Origin of the sequence: Cellulomonas dongxiuzhuiae, from assembly GCF_018623035.1 — a bacterium.
GTDB lineage: Bacteria > Actinomycetota > Actinomycetes > Actinomycetales > Cellulomonadaceae > Cellulomonas > Cellulomonas dongxiuzhuiae.
The window spans coordinates 3,650,903-3,673,447 of the sequence record NZ_CP076023.1 but is presented as its reverse complement, the minus strand read 5'-3'; the positions used below and the strand labels follow the sequence as shown (position 1 = coordinate 3,673,447).

At 72.4% G+C, this 22,545-nt stretch carries 17 protein-coding genes and 1 pseudogene; 9 read left to right on the top strand and 9 right to left on the bottom strand.

The features are described 5' to 3' along the window. Positions 1 to 35: 35 nt before the first annotated feature. The 6 genes from KKR89_RS16560 to KKR89_RS18430 all read left to right on the top strand — a co-directional run bounded on the left by KKR89_RS16560 (position 36) and on the right by KKR89_RS18430 (position 14,059). Positions 36 to 851 carry an EI24 domain-containing protein gene (locus KKR89_RS16560; protein WP_251140934.1) on the top strand — a complete coding sequence of 272 codons (816 nt, stop codon included), beginning with the start codon at positions 36 to 38 and terminating at the stop codon, positions 849 to 851. Between the two features lie 358 nt (positions 852 to 1,209). Continuing rightward, entirely contained in the window at positions 1,210 to 2,880 is a 1,671-nt protein-coding gene (locus KKR89_RS16555) for a GAF domain-containing protein (protein ID WP_243882958.1), read from the top strand. A gap of 383 nt (positions 2,881 to 3,263) precedes the next feature. Beyond that, positions 3,264 to 10,499: an Ig-like domain-containing protein gene (locus tag KKR89_RS16550; RefSeq protein WP_214765625.1), complete on the top strand. Its 7,236-nt coding sequence runs from the start codon at positions 3,264 to 3,266 to the stop codon at positions 10,497 to 10,499. 255 nt (positions 10,500 to 10,754) lie between these two features. Beyond that, on the top strand, positions 10,755 to 13,046 hold the full coding sequence (locus KKR89_RS16545) for a hypothetical protein (RefSeq protein WP_214765622.1): 2,292 nt from the start codon (positions 10,755 to 10,757) through the stop codon (positions 13,044 to 13,046). Then, complete coding sequence (locus KKR89_RS16540) at positions 13,043 to 13,759, top strand: hypothetical protein (protein ID WP_214765620.1); 717 nt, start codon at positions 13,043 to 13,045, stop codon at positions 13,757 to 13,759. The genes KKR89_RS16545 and KKR89_RS16540 overlap by 4 nt, the downstream gene beginning before the upstream one ends. A 162-nt stretch (positions 13,760 to 13,921) precedes the next feature. After that, positions 13,922 to 14,059, top strand: coding sequence for a hypothetical protein (locus tag KKR89_RS18430; RefSeq protein ID WP_251140933.1), 138 nt, complete (start codon positions 13,922 to 13,924; stop codon positions 14,057 to 14,059). Between the two features lie 86 nt (positions 14,060 to 14,145). On the opposite strand, the gene KKR89_RS16530 is transcribed toward KKR89_RS18430, so the two are convergent. Then, the gene (locus KKR89_RS16530) at positions 14,146 to 15,039 is read right to left on the bottom strand and encodes a hypothetical protein (RefSeq protein ID WP_251140932.1); all 894 of its coding nucleotides are present in this window, start codon (positions 15,037 to 15,039) and stop codon (positions 14,146 to 14,148) included. Further along, complete coding sequence (locus KKR89_RS16525) at positions 15,036 to 15,635, bottom strand: DUF6318 family protein (RefSeq protein ID WP_214765616.1); 600 nt, start codon at positions 15,633 to 15,635, stop codon at positions 15,036 to 15,038. The genes KKR89_RS16530 and KKR89_RS16525 overlap by 4 nt, the downstream gene beginning before the upstream one ends. A 120-nt stretch (positions 15,636 to 15,755) precedes the next feature. On the opposite strand from KKR89_RS16525, the gene KKR89_RS16520 reads away from it, so the two are divergent. The 3 genes and pseudogenes from KKR89_RS16520 to KKR89_RS18655 form a co-directional block, all read left to right on the top strand. Continuing rightward, positions 15,756 to 16,058, top strand: a complete 303-nt coding sequence (locus KKR89_RS16520; protein ID WP_214765613.1) for a hypothetical protein — start codon at positions 15,756 to 15,758, stop codon at positions 16,056 to 16,058. Then, positions 16,052 to 16,312: a dual specificity protein phosphatase family protein gene (locus KKR89_RS16515; protein ID WP_214765610.1), complete on the top strand. Its 261-nt coding sequence runs from the start codon at positions 16,052 to 16,054 to the stop codon at positions 16,310 to 16,312. The genes KKR89_RS16520 and KKR89_RS16515 overlap by 7 nt, the downstream gene beginning before the upstream one ends. 215 nt (positions 16,313 to 16,527) lie before the next feature. Next, positions 16,528 to 16,788 (top strand): annotated as a pseudogene (locus KKR89_RS18655) (TY-Chap2 family putative peptide chaperone); the annotation flags it as partial. Positions 16,789 to 16,840: 52 nt separating this feature from the next. Here KKR89_RS18655 and KKR89_RS16510 read toward each other — a convergent pair. The 7 genes from KKR89_RS16510 to KKR89_RS16480 form a co-directional block, all read right to left on the bottom strand. Then, positions 16,841 to 17,446 carry a hypothetical protein gene (locus KKR89_RS16510; RefSeq protein ID WP_214765607.1) on the bottom strand — a complete coding sequence of 202 codons (606 nt, stop codon included), beginning with the start codon at positions 17,444 to 17,446 and terminating at the stop codon, positions 16,841 to 16,843. Between the two features lie 96 nt (positions 17,447 to 17,542). Then, entirely contained in the window at positions 17,543 to 18,148 is a 606-nt protein-coding gene (locus tag KKR89_RS16505) for a hypothetical protein (protein ID WP_214765604.1), read from the bottom strand. Continuing rightward, positions 18,145 to 18,759 carry a hypothetical protein gene (locus KKR89_RS16500; protein ID WP_214765601.1) on the bottom strand — a complete coding sequence of 205 codons (615 nt, stop codon included), beginning with the start codon at positions 18,757 to 18,759 and terminating at the stop codon, positions 18,145 to 18,147. Before KKR89_RS16500 ends, KKR89_RS16505 begins: the two co-directional genes overlap by 4 nt. Beyond that, positions 18,756 to 19,349 carry a hypothetical protein gene (locus KKR89_RS16495; protein ID WP_214765598.1) on the bottom strand — a complete coding sequence of 198 codons (594 nt, stop codon included), beginning with the start codon at positions 19,347 to 19,349 and terminating at the stop codon, positions 18,756 to 18,758. Before KKR89_RS16495 ends, KKR89_RS16500 begins: the two co-directional genes overlap by 4 nt. A 32-nt stretch (positions 19,350 to 19,381) precedes the next feature. Next, the gene (locus KKR89_RS16490) at positions 19,382 to 20,719 is read right to left on the bottom strand and encodes a putative T7SS-secreted protein (protein ID WP_214765595.1); all 1,338 of its coding nucleotides are present in this window, start codon (positions 20,717 to 20,719) and stop codon (positions 19,382 to 19,384) included. Then, positions 20,716 to 21,003, bottom strand: a complete 288-nt coding sequence (locus KKR89_RS16485; protein ID WP_214765592.1) for a hypothetical protein — start codon at positions 21,001 to 21,003, stop codon at positions 20,716 to 20,718. Before KKR89_RS16485 ends, KKR89_RS16490 begins: the two co-directional genes overlap by 4 nt. A 199-nt stretch (positions 21,004 to 21,202) precedes the next feature. Then, the gene (locus KKR89_RS16480; RefSeq protein ID WP_214765588.1) at positions 21,203 to 22,435 is read right to left on the bottom strand and encodes a Fic family protein; all 1,233 of its coding nucleotides are present in this window, start codon (positions 22,433 to 22,435) and stop codon (positions 21,203 to 21,205) included. Positions 22,436 to 22,545: the final 110 nt, after the last annotated feature.

The following is a 22,545-nucleotide window of genomic DNA, read 5'->3' as shown; positions in this document are numbered from 1 at the left end:
CTCCGCCGCGACACCATGCGTGAGGTGGGAGATGCGTGAGGTGGGCGATGCGTGAGGTGCTCGACGGTGCCCGGCTGCTGCTGCGCGGGTGGGGCTACTGGCGGCGGCAGCCGCGGGTCATGGCGCTCGGCCTGGTGCCCGCGGCGGTGGTCGGCCTCGTCGTGCTCGCTGCGATCGTCCTGCTGGTGATGCACCTGGGGACGGTCGCGGAGTGGCTGACGCCGTTCGCCGACGACTGGTCGCCGACGTGGGAGCGGACCGCCGAGGTCGCCGCGCAGGCCGTCGTGCTCGCGGCCGCGGTCGTGCTCGTCGTCGTGACGTTCACGGCGCTGACGCTGACCGTCGGCGAGCCGTTCTACGACCGGATCTGGCGGGCCGTCGAGGTCACCGAGACCGGGACGGTGCCGGCCGGGGACACGGGGTTCTGGCGCGGTGCGGAGGACGGGCTCGCACTCATGGGACGCGGGCTCGTCGTCGCGGTGCTCGCCGGGACCGTGGGGATCGTGCCGGTCGTCGGGACCGCGCTCGGGTGGGTCGGCGGGCTCCTGCTCACCGGCTGGGTGCTGGCGCACGAGCTGACGTCGCGCGCGCTCGTGTCCCGCGGCGTGCCGCGGCGCGAGCGCAACCGGCTGCTGCGGGCGCACCGGCGCCAGACGATCGGGTTCGGCGCGGCGACGCAGCTGTGCTTCCTGGTGCCCGGCGGGGCCGTGGTGACCATGCCCGCGGCGGTCGCCGGGGCGACGCTGCTGGCGCACGCCGTGCTGGGGGAGGGGGCACGGGTCTCACCCTTGACCACAGGGTTATCCACAGATGGGGAGAAACCGGACCAAAGGGTGATCGGCCACCCCTAGCGTCCCGGGCATGACGATCACACGCCACCCCGAGGCCCGTCCCCTTCGACGACACCCCGCTGCCCGGCGCCGGGTTCGGGGAGTCGATCCGCCGGTACTTCGGGCGGTCCACGGTGTTCACCGGGCGGGCCGGCCGCGCGGAGTACTGGAACCCCGCGTTCCTCCAGGTGGCGGTCGTGTGGGGAGCTGTCCTGGTCCTGCGGGTGCTGGACGGCGCAGCGGTACGACGCCGCGCGGCCGGCGCACGTGCCGTGCGCCGGGTGCGAGCGGTGCGGGTGACGTGCCGCAGCCGTGCACGTTGGGACCTTGGTCCCATGACTGCCTATCGTGTGGCTCGTCCGTCACCAGGAGGTAGTCCTTGACCGAGGCAGTCGCCCGCCCCGCCCCGCAGCACGACGTCGCGTCAGCGCTGCTCTCGGCGATCCTCGACATGGCGGGCGACCTCGACACCCGCAGCCTGCTGGAGCGGTTCGTGGCCGCGAGCACCAGCCTGACCGGCGCGCGGTACGGGGCGATCAACATCGTCGACGAGGACGGCGCGTCGGTCGAGTTCGTGCAGAGCGGCTTCACGGACTCGGTCGTCGCGGCGCTCGGGCACCCGCCGCACGCCTGGGGGGTGCTCGGCGCGATCCCCGACGAGGGGGTCCTTCGGCTCGACGACCTCACGCAGCACCCCGACTTCCGCGGTCTGCCCGCCGGGCACCCGCCGATGGGGTCGTTCCTCGGTGCCGCCGTGCGCGTGCGGGGCGAACGCTTCGGCACCCTGTACCTGTCGGAGAAGGCCGGCGGGTTCGGCCCCGACGACGAGGCGGTGGTGCTGTCGCTGGCCGCCGCTGCCGCCGTGGCCGTCCTCAACTCCCAGTCGTACGCGCTGGAGGTCCGCCGCCAGCAGTGGCTGACCGCCGCGCAGGACATCACCACGATGCTCCTCGAGGGCGCCGACGCCGAGGACGTCCTCGAGCGCGTCGCCGCCGCCGCGGTGCAGGTCGCCGACGCGGACGTCGCCGCGATCGTCCTGCCCGGGGCCGACGAGGACGAGCTGCTCGTCGAGATCGTCACCCCCGCGGGCAGGTCCCTGCTGGGTGCGGACATGAGCACCGAGGAGCGCGTGCGCGCCGCGTTCGACGACGGCACGGGGTGCCTCGTCGCCGACGCCGGTGACTCACCGGCGCTCGTCGGGTACGGGCCGTCGCTCCTCGCACCCCTGCACGCCCACGGCGAGGGGATGGGGGTGCTCGTGCTCCTGCGGCGGACGGGCGCCGCACCCTTCACCGACGAGGACCTCACCCTCGCGCAGTCGTTCGCGCGGCAGGCCGCGCTCGCGTTCGTGCTCGGTGAGGCCCAGCGGCTGCGCGGTCACGCCGCCGTGCGCGACGAGCGCACGCGCATCGCGCGCGACCTGCACGACCTCGCCATCCAGCAGCTCTTCGCCGCCGGGATGCAGGTCGAGGCGCTGCGCTCCGACCCGTCCGGGCCCGTCTCCGCGGAGGCGTCGCAGGTGCTGGAGCAGGTCGTCGGGCACGTCGACGCCGGCATTCGGCAGATCCGCGTCATCGTGCGGACCCTCGACGACCCCGGCGCCACCATCCCGCTCGTCGAGCGCGTGGTCGCCGAGGTCGAGCTCGCGCGGTCCTCCCTCGGGTTCGCCCCGCACCTCAGCGTGCACGTGGACGGGGTCTCCGTGGACCCCCTCGCCGGGGACCGGGTGGTGACCGGCGGCATCGACGAGGTCGTCGCGCCCGGCCGCGCCAACAACGTCGTCGCGGTCGTGCGGGAGGGGCTGTCGAACGTGGCGCGCCACGCGCGCTCGCACGCGGTGTCCGTGCGGCTGGCCGTCACGACCGGGGACCCCGGGCAGGTGGTCGTCGAGGTCGAGGACGACGGGGTCGGCGTGCCGCCCACGCGCACGCGCTCGTCGGGTACCCGCAACCTCGCGCAGCGCGCCGAGGAGTCGGGCGGGTCGTTCGCGCTGCTGCGGCCCGCGTCGGGGCGCGGGGCGCTGCTGCGGTGGTCGGCGCCGCTGGACTGAGGGGTGGGGGTGCGGGGCTCCACGTCCTGGGGCTGGCGCTCACCGAGTGGCCCCGTCAAGCGTCGAAGGCCGCGAGGCGGGCACGCGCGGCCGCTGCCACGCCGAGGCGGATGGTGAGTGGATCGCCGTCGAGGCCGTAGCGGACGCGTTGCTCGGCGTGGGCCCGCAGCGGTGCGGAGTCGACGTCGTGGAGTCCGGTCAGGCCGCTCCGGAACGACGCGGCAAATGCGCGGACCAATCCGCCGCCGAAATCTCACCCGCCGCGTTCGCCGCAATTGCCGTCTCCTGCCGCACGCCCGCCCGGCGAACCCTTTACCGTCGGTTCTTTGACCTGGACAACTGACCAGCACGCGCCCGTTCTCGGGTGCGCCGGAGGGCGACAGATGGCAGCGGCACGCGCGCGTCGGCAGAGCACGACTCACGACGGCTCTCGGCGACGGGGACGCTTCGTCGCACGCGTCGCAGCCCTCCTCGCCGGTGCGCTCGTCGCGGCGCCGCTCACCCTCGTCGGCATCGCGTCGCCCGCGGCGGCGGCGGAGTACCGCCAGTTCAAGCAGGTGTTCACCACGAACACCAACGGCGAGATCCTCATGGCGGCGAACACGCTCATGACGTGCAACGCCGCGACGGGCGCGACGAGGCGCACGTGCGCGGAAGCACGCGCCGGCACCGGCTCGGACCTGAACAACAACGACTTCACGTCGATGCAGTTCGTCGACGTCGACGCCTCCGCGGACACGTTCAACTCCTCCTCGGCGGACCTCACGGTTCCGGACGGCGGCAGCGTGCTGTGGGCGCGCCTGTACTGGGCGGGTCGCACGGGCTCGGGCGGGCCGAACCAGAGCGTGGCGCTGCGCGACGAGGCGGTGCTCCGCGTCCCCGGCGCCGCGGGCTACCGAGAGGTCACCGCCGACGTCGACGCGGTGGACGTCGCGGTCAAGGACGACTACGGCACCGCGTACCAGGCACACCTGGACGTCACCGCGATCGTGCAGGCGGCCGGCTCGGGCACGTACACGGTCGGCAACGTCCAGTCGTCCTCCGATGGCACCAACCAGTACGCCGGGTGGGCGCTGGTCGTCGCGGTCTCCGACCCCGCGGCGCCGGCGCGCAACCTGACGATCTTCGACGGCTTCGGCTCCGTCAGCATCGGCGACGCCCTGCCGACGTTCACGGTGAGCGGATTCATCACGCCCCCGAACGGTGACATCCGCACGTCGGTCGGCGTCGTGGCGTACGAGGGCGACCGCGGCTACACGGGTGACCAGCTGCAGCTCAACGGCACCGACCTCAGCGACCTCAGCAACCCGGTCGGCAACTCGTTCAACTCCTCGATCAGCCGCTTCGGTGTGGACGACGGCCGCCGCAACCCCGCGTTCGTCAACCAGCTCGGGTTCGACGCCGACGTCTTCCGCGTCGCTCGCCCGGTCGTCAACAACGGCGACACGAGCGCGACGATCACGCTGACGACGTCCCTCGACCAGTACTTCCCCGGTGTCGTCACCTTCGCCACCGACCTGTACGACCCGACCCTGCTGGGCAACAAGTCGGTCACGGACGTCAACGACGGCCCGCTGCGGCCGGGGGACGTCCTGCGGTACACCGTGCCGGTCAGCAACATCGGCCTGGACACGGCAGCCGACAGCCGCTTCTTCGACGCGATCCCCACGGGCACGTCCTACGTGCCGGAGTCCCTGGCCATCGACGGGGTCCCCGTCACCGACGCGCAGGACGACGACGCCGGGTACTACGACGCCGCACCGCGCGGTCACGTCGTCGCGCACCTGGGCGCGGGCGCGTCGGCCGGCGGCGGGGGAGACATCCCGATCACCCCGGAGCTGGCCGACGCCCCGCACACGGTGTCCTTCAGCGTCGTCGTCGACGCGGACATCCCTCACGGTGCGCAGATCGTCAACGGCGCGGCGATGACGTACCGCGGCAAGACGACCTACGCGTCCGCGTCGTCGGTCTCCAACGTCGTCACCGACGTCGTCACGGCCACGCCGGACGCGGGCGAGAACCCGCCGGTCGCCACCCCGCACGTGCTGACGTTCCGGCCGCGTCCCATCGAGCGGACGCTGGACATCGCCGTGCTCGACGGTGACCGCGACGCCGACGGCGACACGTTCAGCGTCAAGGCCGTCACCGACGCCGCGGGCGGCGCCCTCACCGTCAACGCCGACGGCACCGTCACCTACGCCCCGCGCGACGACTTCGCGGGCCGCGACGTGTTCACGTACACGATCGAGGACAGCACGGGCCTGCGGTCGACGGCGTCGGTGCAGGTCGTCGTCGTCAACGACGCCCCCGTCGCCCACGACGACACCGCGACCACGACCGGTGGCACGCCGGTGACGATCGACGTCCTCGACGTCGACACCGACGCGAACGGCGACCAGATCAGCGTCCGGTCCGTCACGCCGACCAGCACGCAGGGCGGGACCGTCACGATCGCCCCTGACGACGGCTCGGTCGTGTACACGCCGCGCCCCGGCTTCCGTGGCACGGACACGTTCGACTACGTCGTCCAGGACACCCGCGGCGGCTCGGACACCGCCACGGTGACCGTCACGGTCGCGAACGGGCTCCCCGTCGCGCAGCCGGACACCTACACCGTGAACGCCGGTGGGACGGTCGCACTGGATCTCCTGGCCAACGACTCCGACCCCGACGGCGACGCGATCCAGATCGCCGGGATCTTGCCGGCGCCGAGCCACGGGGCGTACAGCATGGCGGCGTCCGGCACGGGCAGCTACACCCCGTACCTAGGCTTCGTGGGCACCGACATCTTCGTGTACCGGGTGCGGGACGACCAGTCCCCGGCCGGGGTGTCCTCCCCGGTGACGGTCACCATCATCGTCAACGGCCGGCCCGTCGCGAACGGCGACACCGCCAACGTGCCCACGGGCTCGTCGGACGTGGTCGTGCCCGTGCTCGACAACGACACCGACCCCGAGAACGGTGACCTGACGGTGACCGTGGTGACCCAGCCCGGTCAGGGGAGCGCGGTGGCGCTCGACGACGGCACGGTCCGCTACACCCCGGCCGCCGGCTGGGCCGGGGAGGACGAATTGACCTACCGCGTCACCGACGCCGGTGGCCTGAGCTCGACGGCCACGGTGACGGTCACCACCGCCAACACGGCGCCGGTCGCGGTCGACGACGTCGCGTCCGTCGCGAAGAACGGTGTCCTGAGCGGGGTGCCGGTGCTGGCGAACGACACCGACGTGAACGTCGCGGCGGGTGTCCCCGGCCAGGCGCTGACGGTCACCGCCGCGTCCGCGGACAACGGCGCGACGGTGAACCCTCACGCGAACAGCACGCTCGACGTGACCCCGGCCACCGGCTTCGTCGGCACGGTCACCGTCACCTACACGGTGACGGACGGCGCCGGCGGCACGGACGTCGGCACCTTGACGGTCGAGGTCGCGAACGGTGCGCCGTCGGCGCTGCCGGACGGCCCGGTCAGCCTCGCGACCGGCACCTCGGTCCTCGTCGACGTCCTCGCCAACGACACCGACCCGAACGGCGACACGCTCACGCTGGTCCCGGACGGCCTCGGCACGCCGGTCGACGGCGACGGCACCGCCCGCGGCACCGTCACCATCGAGAACGGCCAGGTCCGCTACACGCCCCCGACGGGCTGGGCGGGGACGGTCACGTTCACCTACGAGGTCACCGACGGCGACGTGACCGTGGCCGGGTCCGCCACGGTCGTGGTCGCGAACGCCGTACCGGTCGCCGGTGACTTCACCGAGACCACCGCGTCCGGGACCCCGGTGGTCCTCGACGCCATCGGCAACGCGAGCGACGCGAACATCCCCGGCACCGACCAGCAGCTCACCGTCACGGGCGCGGTCGCGGACCAGGGCGCGGACGTCGTCCTCAACAACGACGGGACCCTCACCCTGACCCCCGCGCCGGGCTTCGAGGGTGACGTGACCGTGACCTACACGGTCGTCGACCGCGCCGGCGGCGAGGACACGGGCACGATCACCGTGACGGTCGCCAACGCGGCACCCGTGGCCGACGACGACTCCGTCACCACGGCCTACGGCACCCCCGTGGACGTCGACCTGCCGGCACTGGCGTCGGACGCCAACCCGGGCGACACGCTCGTCGTCATCAGCGCGGGCACGCCCGTGGACGGTGACGGCAACCTGCGCGGGGCCGTCACCCTCACCGGCGGCGTCGCGACGTTCACCTCGCAGGACGGCTTCTCCGGCACGGTGACGTTCCCGTACGTGGTCAGCGACGGCACGGACACCGCGACCGGCACCATCACCGTCGAGGTCGCCAACGCGAACCCGGTCGCGGTCGACGACACGGCCACGACCGCGACGGACGCCCCCATCACGGTGGACGTGCTGGCCAACGACACGGACCCGAACATCCCCGTCACGGACCAGCGCCTGCAGGTCACCGGTGCGAGCGCCGACTTCGGTGCGAACGTCCTCGTCGAGGACGACGGGCGTCTGACCGTGACGCCGGCCGCGGGCTTCCGCGGTGACGTCACGGTCACGTACACGATCGCCGACGGCCCCGACGGTGCGGGCACGGCGACGGGCACGCTCGTGGTGTCGGTGGCCAACGCGGCACCGGTCGCGGGCGACGACGGCCCCGTCACGATCGCCTCGAGCACGAGCACCCTCATCGACGTGCTCGCCAACGACGTCGACGCGAACCCTGCCGACGTGCTGGCCGTCGTCCCGGCGTCGCTGTCCGTGCCGCGGGACGCCGACGGGGTCGTGCGCGGCTCCGCGGCGATCGAGGGCGGCCAGGTGCGGTTCAGCCCGACTCCCGGGTTCGCCGGCACCGTGACGTTCACGTACGCCGTCAGCGACGCGACGGCCGCCGACACGGCCACCGTCACCGTGGTCGTCGCGAACGACGCACCTGTCGCCGTTGACGACGCGGCCACGACCGCCACGGACACCCCCATCACGGTGGACGTGCTGGCCAACGACACCGACGCGAACATCCCCGGCTCGACGCAGGAGCTGACGGTCACGACCGTCACGGCCGACAACGGCGCCACCGCGGGGATCGGGGAGGACGGTCGCGTCACCGTGACGCTGGCCACCGGTTTCAGGGGCGACGTCACCGTCACCTACACGGTGTCCGACGGTGCGGGCGGCGAGGACACCGGCATCCTCGTGGTGTCGGTCGCCAACGCGAGCCCCGTGGTGGGCGACGACGGCCCGGTGACGACACCGACCGACACGTCCGTGCTCGTCGACGTGCTCGCCAACGACTCCGACGCGAACGGTGACCCGCTGAGCGTCGTGCCGGGCTCCCTGACCCCGCCGGTGGACGGGGACGGCACGGCGCAGGGCACCGTCACGGTCGAGGACGGTCAGGTCCGGTACGTCCCGGCGCCCGGCTTCGCGGGCACGGTCACGTTCGAGTACGACGTCACCGACGGGACCAGCACGACGACCGGCACGGTCAGCGTGACCGTGGCCAACGCGGCCCCGGTCGCGGTCGACGACGCGGCCACGACCGCCACGGACACCCCCATCACGGTGGACGTGCTGGCCAACGACACCGACGCGAACATCCCCGGCTCGTCGCAGGAGCTGACGGTTACGACCGTCACGGCCGACAACGGCGCCACCGCGGGGATCGGGCCGGACGGTCGCGTCACAGTGACCCCGGCCGCGGGCTTCCGCGGCGACGTCACGGTCACGTACACGATCACCGACGGCCCCGACGGTGCGGGCACGGCGACGGGCACGCTCGTGGTGTCGGTGGCCAACGCGGCACCGGTCGCGGGCGACGACGGCCCCGTCACGATCGCCTCGAGCACGAGCACCCTCATCGACGTGCTCGCCAACGACATCGACGCGAACTCTGCCGACGTGCTGGCCGTCGTCCCGGCGTCGCTGTCCGTGCCGCGGGACGCCGACGGGGTCGTGCGCGGCTCCGCGGCGATCGAGGACGGCCAGGTGCGGTTCAGCCCGACTCCCGGGTTCGCCGGCACCGTGACGTTCACGTACGCCGTCAGCGACGCGACGGCCGCCGACACGGCCACCGTCACCGTGGTCGTCGCGAACGACGCCCCGGTCGCCGTTGACGACACGGCCACGACCGCCACGGACACCCCCATCACGGTGGACGTGCTGGCCAACGACACCGACCCGAACATCCCCGGCTCGACGCAGGAGCTGACGGTCACGACCGTCACCGCCGACAACGGCGCCACCGCGGGGATCGGGGAGGACGGTCGCGTCACCGTGACGCTGGCCACCGGTTTCAAGGGCGACGTCACCGTCACCTACACGGTCTCCGACAGTGCGGGCGGGCAGGACACCGGCATCCTCGTGGTGTCGGTGGCCAACGCGAGCCCCGTGGTGGGCGACGACGGCCCGGTGACGACACCGACCGACACGTCCGTGCTCATCGACGTGCTCGCCAACGACGCCGACGCGAACGGTGACCCGCTGAGCGTCGTGCCCGGCTCGCTGACCGCGCCGGTGGACGGGGGCGGCACGGCGCAGGGCACCGTCACGGTCGAGGACGGTCAGGTCCGGTACGTCCCGGCGCCCGGCTTCGCGGGCACGGTCACGTTCGAGTACGACGTCACCGACGCGACCAGCACGACGACCGGCACGGTCAGCGTGACCGTGGCCAACGCCGCCCCGGTCGCCGTTGACGACACGGCCACGACCGCCACGGACACCCCCATCACGGTGGACGTGCTCGGCAACGACACCGACCCGAACATCCCCGGCACCGACCAGCGCCTGCAGGTCACCGGTGCGACGGCCGACCAGGGCGCGACCGTCACCGTCGAGGACGACGGCCGCCTGACCGTCACCCCGGCCACCGGCTTCAAGGGCGACGTCACCGTCACCTACACCGTCACCGACGGTGCTGGCGGCAGTGACGAGGGCACGCTCGTGGTCACCGTGGCCAACGCCGCACCGGTCGTCCCGTCACTCGACACCGTCAGCACGCCGTACGGCACGCCCGTGGTGGTCGACGTCCTGACGCCCGCGACCGACGCCAACGGCGACCCCCTCGAGGTCGTCGAGGTCCGGGCCCCTGTCGACGCGGACGGCACGCCGCGCGGCACCGTCACGCTCGTCGACGGTGTGGTGACCTATACCCCGCCGGCGGGGTGGTCCGGCACGGTCACGTTCGAGTACGACGTCTCCGACGGCACCGACACCACCGCCGGCACCGCGTCCGTCACCGTCGGCAACGGCGCACCGGTCGTCACGCCGGACTCCGCCGACGGCACGGCGGGCTCGCCCGTGACGATCGACGTGCTGGCCAACGACTCCGACCCCGAGGGCGGTCCGCTGACGATCGTCGAGGTCACTCAGCCGGAGTCCGGCACCGTCGAGATCGTGGACGGCAAGCTCGTCTACACCCCGGCGCCGGGGTTCGTCGGTGAGGCGACGTTCACCTACACCGCCACCGACGCGACCGGGGCACGTACGACCACGACGGTCACGGTCCGTGTCGCGGCAGCCCCGCCGGTCGCGGCAGGGGGCCCACTGGCCGTCACCGGTGCGCAGGTCGCTGGACTCGGTGCCGCAGCCCTGCTGCTGCTGCTCGGCGGAGCCGTCCTGGTGACGGTGCGCCGCCGACGTGGCTCGCACGTGGGCTGACCTCGCCTGCCGGTGCGCGCGTCGTCGCGCAGGGACGGCCCGCACGCCGCCGGATCTTCCGGCCGCGTGCGGGCCGTCCGCGTCGGTGCGACGGCCTGGCCGGCGGAACGACGCCGTCGGTGGCGCTGGGCTGAGGGTCACCGCGGTTCGGGGCGGATGTGGAGATGGGCTGGGTTCCTGTGGATGACCCGAGCGACGGGGCCGGGGTGTCGCTACGGTGTGCCCGGTTCGTCCGGTTGTCGCCAGGGGGTGTGCGTGGATCTCGGGGTGCTGGAGCGTTCGCCGGAAGCGGGTGACGTCGAGGCCGTCGACGGGTTGGTCGTGGGCTACCTCGCGCGCGCGGAGCGGTTCGCGGCTCGTGCGGTCGCCGTGCGGGCTGCTGGGGACGGGTTGGTGGGGGCGTCGGTCGGGGAGTGGGCCTCGGCCTTGGGGGAGCGGTCGGGGCGGCTCGCGTCGGGGTGGGACGACGCCGCTGGTGGATGCCGGCAGGTGGCCGGGGTGCTGGCCGGGTACGGGGCGGCGTTGCGGGGGCTGGAGCGTCGGGTGATGGCAGCCCGGCACGAGGTGGAGACGGCGCGGGTGCGCGCGGTGGCGGCGCGGGAGCGGTACGCGGTGGCGGCGCTGGCCGGTGGGGTGGCGGCCGTGCCGTGGGCGTGGACGGACGTCCCGGCGTTCGCGGCTGTGCCGGACGCTGCTTACGAGCTGCGGGTGTGGCGGGCAGCGGTGGGGGACGCGGCAGAGGGGTTGCGGGTGTTCGCCAGGTGCTGCGACGAGCGCGAGGAGCTCGACCGGGAGACCGCGGCACGGCTCGTGGGCGTCGAGGTGATGGCCGCCTACGCGCCCGGGACGGGCGTCGACGCGATCGTCGACGTGCCGTTGGTACAGGCGCTTGCGGCGAGCGCGGCGGGGACGGTGAGCGCGGCGCAGCGGCGGGTGATGGCGCAGTGGTTCGCGGAGGCTGCCGAGCAGGTGAGCAACCACCCCGCGGACACCCGGACGCTCGCGGCGCTCACAGGTTTCCTCGAGGCATGGGGCGCGGACGGTGAGCTGATGTCCGGGGTCTTCGTCGCGATCGGCGGCGCCGGGGTGGTGCGATTGCTGACGATGCTGGGCGAGCAGATGGTCGTCGGGGCGACGGACCGGAACTCCTCGCTCGCGGCCGCCGGGGGTGCGCTGCGCTCCGGTCTGGCGTCAGCGTCGTCGACGTGGTCGTCTGCCGAGGCTGCGGCGTACGCGGGCGACATGGTGCGGGCCGCGTCGAGCATGAACGGCACGCTCTCCGCGATCGGCTACGTCTTCGCGGACCCGCAGAGCGCACGGATGAGCGAGACGTTCACCGTGGCGATGGCCAACCTGCTGGATGCCATCGAGCGAGGCAACGGCGGGCCGTGGCGCGACGGACCGGGAGCTCCCGGCCACGCGCTCGACACCGCCGGGATGCTGTCGCTCGACGGAGGTGCGGCGCACGATGCCGCGGCGAGGGTCTTCGAGACGCTCGGGGCGTACCCGCAGGCGGCGCGGCACTGGCTGACGGGAGAGGGAATCGACTGGTCAGCTCCGGACCAAGCCTTTGCCGTTGACCGCATCACGTACTGGTTCCATGACCGAGGCTGGGCCGTGGGTGCGTCCGACGGATTCGCCGGGATCGGTGCACTGTGGGCTGGGGTCCAGGCAGAACCCGGCAACCTCGCAGTGAACCGCCAGGTCGCTGCGATCAACACCCACGTCCTCTACGAACTCAGCACCAACCGAGCGCTGGTGCCCGGCCGCCTGTCCGCGCACGGTGCGGAGACCCTCGCGACCGCTATCGCGGGGCAGCTTCCTGGCCTCGTCGAAGTGGGCTTCGAGAGCGGCTTCTCCGGGGATGAGATCAGCCTGCGATGGCATGACGTCACGGTGCCGTATCTCGAAGCGACCGTCCCGACCGCGCGCATCTCTCGGGACTGGCTCCGCCCCGTGCTCACAGCTGTGGCCGGCGAGGTCGAAGGTCGTCTCGCCCTGCATGGCGCTGCCCTGGACTACCAGGTGCGAGTCCAGGCAGGAATCACCCACGGCCCCGCATCTGCTGCGGCAGGGCTGGACGCTCTGGTCGCGGTGTGGGGTGGTATCGATGGAGCGACCTACTCAGCGACCGAGGTCAAGCAGTACCTCCAGGACCAGCAGACCCGAGCAGCGTTCGACGCCGGCCGCCACGTGGTCGACGTGGGCGTCGCGCTTTCGCCCGTCGGCCCCCTGACGTCGATCGGTGTGGATGCGGGGCTCGACACCCTGCAGAAGCTGGGTGAGGCCGCGCTCACCGGTGGTGCGCTGCCGAGCGGCACCGACTCGGCGGTGCCGCATGGGGTGGGATCGCTCGAGGAGTTCTTCAGCACGTCTGTGGCCGAGTACCGCCGCCTCGGTCTGTGGGACAAGTCCAGTGGACATGCCGGGGACGTCTCATCAGAACCAGCGGACGACGTCGCTCGTGAGCTCGTGTCCGACTACGACCTCATCGTCGGCGCCATGCGATCGAGCGCGGCGGACGGCGTCAAGGGAGATACCACGTGAAGAACCAGACGACGTCACGCACGCAGCGTCTGGCTGCGGCGCTGGCCCTGGCAGTCGTAGTTCCCATCACGGCGTCCGGCTGCGGTGAGGACAGCCCGACACCGGTGACGACCGCCGATGTCCGATGGGCGCAGAGTGCTCCGTCGGGAACCATCGAGGAGGATCCCTGGGTTCGCGCAGTCAGAGCAGGCGAGCTCGCCTACGCGACCGCGGTCAACAGCTCCAACTTCACCGATCGGTCAATGGCCGGCACCTGGCGCGAGGACCACGTGCGTTGGTTCGCTCACGCAGCCTCGCGGCGTCTCGATGAGGGCCGGGCCTTCGTCGTGCTCGGACCGCGGCCCTTCACACCGCTCGCTGTCGACGTCGAACCGTCCGGGACAAAGGCCATGGTGGTCGGCTGTGCCGACGACTTGGCGATCAGTCCCACAGCTGACGACGAGTACCCGGAGCCATGGCCGCAGGCCTTCGAGTTCCGGCTTGAGCAGGGACCGGACGGCCAGCGGCGAATCACGGGCGCCGCGGGGCTGAAGGAGCCGTACACGCTGTCCACGGGAGAGGCACTCACCGACGAGTACTGCGGTTCGGTGCCGATCGCACGCGGCACATTCAATCCGCAGCCCGATCCCCGAGCCCTGGGGGAACTGCGCGGCCGTGATCTCGTGGCTCCGGCCGAACCGAGTCCGACGTTTGCGGTCGAGGTGCCCAGATGACCCACTCAACTCGGGTTCAGTGGTGTAGCCGTGGTTGATCTGAGGGTCGACGACGGTGCCGTTGCCTCGTTCGCCGCCGCGGTCGGTGTTCATGCCGGAGTCGCGGGGGCCGAGTGCACCGCCGCTGGTGATGCCCTCGGGTCTGGGATCGTCCAGGACGCCTTGGGCAACGTCTCCCTGGTGCTGACGGTGCTGGACCAAGCGTTGGCCGACGGGGCGGGTGCGCTCGCGCACGACGCCCGGTCGACCGACCAGATCTGGGGGTCCACCGACACGGGCATCGCCATGCGTGCCGTCTGACGGCCAGGATCTCGCACCGTCGAGCAGGCCATAAGCACGCCGCCGATCCCGTCCAGCGAGTGCAACGACCTCCTCCGGTTACTGCGTCAGCAGTCGGGTGGCTTGGGTCTGTCGGTGCACAGGTCGGCGACGAGGCGGCTGGTGCGTTCTTCGACGGTGAAGGGTGGGGAGGTGGTGGTGGTGTTGGCGGTGCCGTTGATGTCGCGCCAGATGGGTGAGCCGTCGATCTGGTAGCGGCCGGTCCATTCGGCGTTCAGGGTGATGGTGGTGGTGCCGGGGTTCTCGTACTCGTGGAAGACGTCGTGGTGGGGGTAGGGGTGGCCCGGTGATCGGGTGCTCAGGGTGTGGCCGTCGCCGAAGTCGTAGGTCCAGCGAGTGGGGGTGGCCTCCACGGTGATGCCGTAGCCGAGCAGCTCGGTGCGCAGGGTGACCGGGGTGGGGTCGGTCGAGACGATGGTCTCGATGTTGATCAGGACCCAGCCGCGGTCGGGTTGCAGGGTGAGTACGGGTGCGGGGAGCGGGAGGCGGCGGAAGTCGGCCTCGGTGAGCACGGGCAGCAGGTCGACGCCGCAGCCGCCGGCATCGATCTGCTGCCAGGGGCCCCACTCGTCCACGGGGGTCGCGCGGGCCTGGCGCCACATCGGCATGACGAGGGTGTCGCCCTCTTCACACTGAACCGCTGTGAGGGCGAGGTCTGCACCTTCCCCGCACGTTCCGTCCGCAAGGCCCTTGACCCACATGCCTGCGGCCTCGCGGCAGAACGGGGCCCGCTCGTAGCGGAACAGGCGAAGCTCCGCAGGTATGGATCCGTTGATCGTCGCGGCACGCTCGGCGTCTCGGGCCAGCATCTCGATCGCCGAACGATCGTCGCTGACGTGGCCACCGATGCCTTCGTCCTCGGATGTGGGCGCGGTCCAGGTCGGAGCGAAGGCAGTGAGGGCGACGATAACCGCGCCCATCATCGCCTGACGAGGGCTCATGACGACGGCGCGAGGTCGACCGCCCGAATCTCCCAGCCGTCCCCATTCCACCGGAGAGCGACGAGTGCGCTGTACCTGCCGCCCGCGCCGGTGGAGAGGATGGTGGCGTCCTCCCACTTCTCAGTCGGGGCCTCAGCAAATGTGAGGTTCGCTGAGTACGACTCCAGCGCGATGACCTCGGTGCCCTCGGCGGACTCGATCGAGATGTCACCGCCCTTGACGGCGGTGCCCTCCGCGACGAGCGTCGCCACCTCATCCGCCACGGAGGCGCAGAACTCGCACTCTTCTCCTGAGAGCGCCTGCCACGCAGCTGCGTCGCCCGTTGACCGCGCGTACGGGTAGAGCGAGAGGAAGTAGCCCGCTGCCGCGGCTGCACCCTCGGCGCTCGGTGTCGCCATTGACTCGGGCTGTGCTGGCGCGGTCACCGAGCCGGTCGTCGGCGTGGGGGATGGGATCGAGCTCACCGTGGGTGACGTGACGGCCGTTGGCGTCGGTGCGACTGGCTCGCCGTCCGTACACCCCGCCAGCGCCATCCCCAGTGCCAGCATCAGTGCCGACACTGCGAGCGCGCGTCGTCCCGATCCACGTGTGGGCATGTCGGGAAAGTACCGGTTCTGCGCGGGTGGCGGTCCAGGTCGGCCCGCTCTGTGGACAAACACCGCCGACTCGTCGTCCCCGAGAAGGGTGCAGCGAGCCCTCGTCCACCGCGCACACGGGTGCCCCGGGTTTTCCCCCGGCAGTTCACCCACGGTCGCGCCGGACAGTCGTTCCTCGAGCTCCGTGGCTGGCCGACCGCCTCGCAGATCACCGGTATCGGCGTCCGGACCCTCGTCACGCACCCGCACGACGACGGCGTCGTGCTCGCGTCTCTCGACGGTCTCGTCCAACTGCCCGACGACGTCACCACGGTCGTCTCGATGTGCCGGATCGGTCGCCGCCAGACGTCCCGGGAGCACGTCGAGTTCTGGCTCTTCGACAAGGACGGCGCCGACGCAACGCCGACGTCGACGCCGTGCTGATCGAAGCCGCCGACACGATCGCCGACCTGCGCGCCCAGGGGCAGAAGGTCGCGCTGCACTGCGCCGAGGCGCGCTCGCGCACGTCCGCCGTCGCTGCTGTCTACGCGATCAGGCACCGGGGGGTCCCGAAGGGCGAGGCGCTGGCGGCGCTGCAGGCGACGCTGCCGGACTACGCGCCGAAGCAGTTCCTGCTCGACGCGGTGGGGCGGATCGCGGAGGCAGTCGATTCGGGCCAGGAGGAGGGTGACGAGTGAGTCGGAGTCGCTCGAGCCTGCGATGCGGTTCACCATCGCGCCGTCCTGGTGGATCACGTCGGAGATCGCGCGCCGGAACGGGCTCGAGGTCTTCGATTCGCAGCCCTGCGGCTACGACGTCCTGGGCGTCCGGAGAGCAGGGACAAGCAGCGGCGGCGCGAGCCTTGGGATGAATCGGTGGGAGGCTCCACATCCACCCCGCCCACACGGGATGGATGACCTGGCAGGAGGTGCTCGCGCAACCCGACCCGCACGCGGTCGTGCGTCGGGCCCAGATGACCATGGGGTTGAGCCCTCAGCCCCATCGGAAGACGACGCGTCGGTCGCTCACCTACCGGGTCATCGCGCGCTTGCGGGCCGTGGACGACCGTCACCCGTGGGACGTCCGGATCGGATTCCAGGTGGGGGAGGACCTGTCGGAGGACTTCTTCTACGGTCTCGAGTCCTCACATCCCGCGGCCGTCGCTCACGCGCGGACGTTGACCTCGTCGACCGACGACGTGGAGGCGATGCACCACCTCTGGATTCTCACACCGGCTCCGGCGGTATTCGCGAGGCGTCCGCGGCGGTGTTGCGTGACTCCTCCAGCTCGATTGCCAGAGCGTCCACCTGCGCCACGCGCGCCGGCAGCATGCCGCCGTCGGGGCGTCGTGCGGGGACGAGCACGAGCCGCACCGCCTCGGTCGTCACGAGCGCGACGGCGGGGTTGCCCGCCGACGCCGCACGTCCGATGGTCCGGCCGATCGTCGCCACCTGCGTCCACGGCAGCGTCGTCAGCACGACGCGTCCCCGCCACAGCTCGACGCCGGACGGCGACCACGCGAGCGTGAGCCGCGTGCCGCCCGGCAGCCCGCCGGCCGTCGCTCCGAGGTCCGCGAGGGCCGACTCCAGGTGCTCGTCCGCCCACACGGCGTGCGTGCGGCGCCCAGGCCGTGCCACCGCAGCCTCGCGCCTCGCGCGGTCGTCACGGCGTGCCCTCCACGAGAACCACCCGACGGGACCCCCGACGACGACGACGAGCGCGAGCAGCGACCACACGGGCTCCGGGGAGATTGCGATCCAGTAACCGGCGAGGACGACCAGGGTGAGCACACCAACCGTCGTCAGGGCTGCGCGCGCGGACTGCCAGGTCACGGGCTCTCCAGGGGTCGTGCGGCGTGGCCAGGACGGGGCCGACGATACGACGACGCCCGTCCGCCCGGGAAGGTAGAAGCCCGCGTCCTCGGCAGTTCACCCGCTCGTCGGGGTGGGTGTCCCGTCCTGCGCCGCCTGCCGAGCCTCACGCAGCAACGCGACCAGCCCGGCGACCTGCGCGGCGCTCGCGGGCAGCATGCCGCCGTCGGGCCGCCGCGTCGGCACCACGACGACCCGCACCGCCTCGGGCGTGACCAGCTCGACGGCCGGGTTGCCGGTCGACGCCCCACGGCCGGTGGTCGGGGTGATCGTCCACACCTGCGTCCACGGCAGGCTCAGCAGCACGGCCTCGCCGCGCCACAGCTCGACGCCGGACGACGACCACGTGAACGTCAGCCGCGTGCCGCCTCGCACCTTGCCGGCCGGCGCACCCAGCTGTGCGAGCGACGCCCCGAGCGTCTCCTCCGCCCACACTGCGTGCGTGTGCCACCCGGGCCGCGTGGCGACGGTGCGCCGCCGCCTCGCGTCGTCGCGTCGGGACCACCACCACACCCCGGCCGCGATGGCGGCGACGAGCACGACGGCAGCGAGGAATGACGGCCACCACGGCACCTCGGACGACACGGCCCGGCGCCACGACAGCACCGCGAACACGAGCACGCCCAGGACCTGCAGGGTGCGGGCGGTCGACTGGCGGTTCACAGGTCCTCCTGGGTGGTGTGGGGCGTGGCGGGCTGGAGCACGCGGACCGACGACACGACGGTGTCGAACAGGCCGAGGAGCTCGTCCCGCAGGTCGACGAGCGGGCTGGAGAAGACGAGGTACACGAGCTGGGTGCCGGGCGTCGGCTCGACCCAGTAGTCGGCGACGAGGGCGGGGACCTCCCGGTCGCCCGTGAGGCCGGACGACGCACCGGCCGGCCGCACCCGGCGCAGCACGGTGCCCGCGGGCCCCTCGCCGAGATCGAGCGTGTGCCCCGGCTCGTCGCTCGCGAGCACGCCGGCCATGGCGGCGCGTCCCCGGGCGTCGAGGCTCCCCGGCACCCGGTACACCGTGAGGGACGCGGGAACGGCCGGGGCGCCGCCGGCCAGCGCCATGAGCACACCGCCCGCGCGGGCGGCGCGTTCGGTGCTCCGCAGCAGCTCCTGCCGCATGGTGGCCTGCAACGGCGCGAGGTCCGGCACCCCGCCCAGCTGGCGCGTGACCAGCTCCTCGACGCACGCCGTTCGCGTTGCGTCGTCCTCGAGGTCGAGGACGGCCCAGTCGTCGGGGAGGAGGACGGCCACCGTCCCGGGGGTGACGTGGCGGGTCATCCCTGCCTCAAGGTGACCTCGACCATGTTCGCGACGTCTGTGGCCACCTCGGCGATGTGGTCGAAGTGCTCGACGGAGGACGACTCGAACTGGCAGGACACGAACTGTCCCGTGTCCGCGGGAAGGATGAACCATGTCCACTCGCGGCTGACTCGGCGGCTGAGGCGAGGTGCCCTGTCGACGATCCGGAGAACCGCGTCCCCTGCCGTCACATGTGAGGGGAAGGCGGCCACCTCGAGCAGCCGTCCGGCCCAGCGCGGCCTGGCGCCCGTGCGGACGGCGTCGAGCAGCGTCTCCACGTTCATCGGACCAGCGGCGGGTGGCGATCCCAGGCGCAGGAGTGCGTTCGCCTGCGGTTTGCGGTACCGAGGACCGGGGGTCCAGATCGCCGCACATGCCGTGCCGGGAATCCCTTCGGTGATGATGGAGTCGAACTTCCGAACGGCCGCCATGATTGCGGCCCGAGCGGTGGGGTCGTCCTCCAGCGCCGCTACGTCCGCCTCGGCCTGGCCGAGGTCGCCGTGGGTCCAGTCCACCCAGTCGTCGGGCAGTCCCCAGCTGATGGTCGCGATGTCGGTGTGATGGGGCATGGTTCCCTCGGGGTGGTCGACCGGACGGGATGTCACAGGTCGAGGCGCTGCGCTGGGTCGAGTGCGGGCCGGTCGACATGGTCGACTACCGACTTCGCGGTCGACGTGAAAGCCATCGCGGCGTCCCCGACGTAGAGCACGGACGCGGTGGTCTCGAGCAACGTGCCCTGGACGGTTGGGCCGAGCAGGGTCAGGAACGTCCTTGGCTGGAAGGGGAAGGCGTCCCAGAGTCGGGAGCGCAGGACGTTGTTGTGCCCCACCAGTTCCCCGTGCCCCGCGAGCGCGAGCACCCGATCCCAGCCACGGACAGACATCACCTGGTCCCAGGCGGCAGCCAGGCGGCTGCTCGATGCGGGTCCGCCGCCTATCAGTGAGTGTGCCGACGCGGCGGGAGGCGCGTCAGGCGCGCGTGATCGCGAGAACAGTCGCGTGACTCGGCTGACGACCGACCGCGTGGCCTGCCCCGCGGCCTGCGACGTGGCCGCGCGCGCTGACACGTCGAACGCGTCCACCGCCCGGGCCAGAACCCGCCCCGCCCCGAACGACGCGAGCCCCACCACCCCCATGACGACGTTGAACCAGTCCTCTCCGTCGCCGCTCTTCAGGGCCAGCGCGAGGTCCGCGACGAGCGCCACGGCGCCCGCGACCACGGCCGCCGCCATGATGATCGGGCCGACGACCGGCACCCAGCCGAGCAGCAGCGAGGCGATGCCGAGGCCGGCGCTGATGTTCCCCGCCCACGTCGACACGGTCTGCGCGACGTCGGCGCCCCAGTCCTCCCACCACCCGTCGTGGAGCGTGTCCTCCATGCCGGTGTCGAGCTCGTCCATGGCCCGTGCGGCGGCGGCGTCGCGGCGTTCGACGGCTTTGGCGAGGGCGAGCCGGGCGCGGGTGAGGTCGATCTCGGCGTCGGAGCGTTCCGTGCGCGCGGAGGTGAGGGCGCGCTGCTGGGTCGTGGTGTCCTCGCCGAGGTCGGTGGCGTCCTCGAGCAGGATCCGCGAGCGGCGGACGGCGTCCTCGGCGAGGTCCAGGGAGTGCTGTGCGGACCGGGCCGTGTGCAGGGCGTCGAGCGACTCGGTCTGGGCGAGGTCGAGCTGGATCGAGTACCGCACGAGGGCGTCACCGGCGGCGTCGTACCTGGCGTGCGCCCGGCGGATGCGGTCGGCGACGGCGTGGGTGCGATCGCGGATCGCGTCGACCGCCTCCGAGACCGCGTCCTGGGCGTCGACCAGTGCGCGCAGGACCCGCTCGGCGTCGCCGATGGCGGCGGCGACCTGGCGGTAGTGGTCGCCACCGGCGCGGACGACGGCCGGGTCGCCGGGGACGGGGTCGCTGGAGGCCAGCGGGTACCAGGAGTACGGCCGGCTCACGCGTCACCGCGCAGCGCGGCGGCGAACTCGGTGTCGATGCGCTCGAAGTTGTCGCCGATGCCGGTGCACGCGTCGGCGAGGCGGGCGATCTCCTCGAGCATCTCGGCGCGGTGGCCGTCCCAGCCGTGCGCGAAGTCCCGGACCCTGGCGGCCAGGCCCGTATGGCCGACGGCTTCGGCGACGGCGTCGCTCGTCGCGTTGGCGTCCTGGAACTCGCTCGCCACCGTGCGCAGGTCGGTGCCGACGGCGATCAGCTCGTCCGTGCTCAGCCGCAGGTGCCCCATGGCAGGGGAACGTATCGGACGAATCAGGGCACGCGGGGGCGTCGTCCACAGGTTCGACGCCACGCGGGCGCACGGCGGGAGGCGCCGCAGCATGGTGCTCGGTGATCAGCCCGACCTCCCGCAGTCGCGTGCGTTCGTGGAGATCCGGGCCCCCGCCCGTGGCAGGGGCGTCAGCCGACTCGTCCCGTGGCGACGACGCTCACGGGCGCTGCCACGCTCGCCTCCCGGCCCGCGCGGCGAACCCGTCCAGGGCGGTCAGCACCTGCGTCGACTGCCACAGCACCGAGCGGCGTCGGCCGCCGACCTCCGTCAGCGCACCTGCCGCCACGAGCCGCTCGATGGCTCGCATCGCGTTGGTGTGCGAGATGCCGAGCTCACGCTGGACGGTGGCGGTGTTGATGACCGGCTGGTGCAGGACGAGGTCGACCAGGGGCCACGCGGACGAGTCCGAACGCGCCCGGATCCCGGTTCGCCACTCGTCGCGCGCCGCTCGCAGGTCTGCCAGGAGGATGCGGCCGTTCGCCACGGCGTCGTGCGCGGCGCGAGCGAGCTCGAGGACGATCGCGGCGGGCTCGCCCGCGCGGTAGGCGGTCAGCGCGTCGAAGTACGCGGACGTGTCGACGAGCAGGCCGGCGGAGACGGGAACGGTGACGGACCTCGTCAGGCCCCGGCGTCGCAGGAGGGCGTGGATCAGGGCACGACCGGTGCGGCCGTTGCCGTCGGGGAACGGGTGGATCGTCTCGAACTGCGCGTGCGTGAGGGCGGCGTGCACGAGCGGTGGGATGTCGTCGCGGTCGGCGAAGGCGACGAGGTCGTCGATCGCGGCGGGGACGCGGTCGGGGTGCGGGGCGACGAATGCGGCGCCGTGAGGTGAGTAACCGGTGCCACCGACCCACACCTGCTCGGTACGCCAGTGGCCGGCCGTCGCGGGGTCGGAGCCCTCGAGCAACGCGCGGTGCATCGCGAGGATCGCCTGGCCGTCGATCGTCTGCGACAGCGCGATCGCCGCCTGCATGGCGTGGACGTTCCCGACGACCTGCATGGCGTTCCGGCGGGTGTCCTCGCCGAGCTCTGCGAGGGCGATCTGCTTCGCGCCGGACGTCAAGTTCTCGATCTGGGAGCTGGACGCGGACTCGGACCGCAGCAGGATGGCAGCGAACGGGACGACGTCGCCGGCGGACTCGGCGTCGAAGTCTCGGATCGCTGCTGACGCGTCCTCGGCGGCGGCTGCGGCCGTGCGCGGGAGGCGCACGTCGAGGTCGGCGATCGGGAGTGTGACCGCTGCTCGGTAGGGCTGCCGGAGGGCGTCACGCGCGGACGGCGAGAGCAGGTCGGCCGGCAGGGTGGACCGCCACGGTCGCTCCTCCCATGCGAGCGCCGGCCACGAGCGGTCCGTCGCTCCGTGGTGACCGGTGTCGGCAGCGGTGTGCACGCAGCGATCCTATCCACCGATCAGGGCTTATGGATGGATAACACGATCGCGAACGCATCCCTCCCAGTGGACCGCGGTGCCGTCGATGCCGCCGACTACGGGTATGCGCA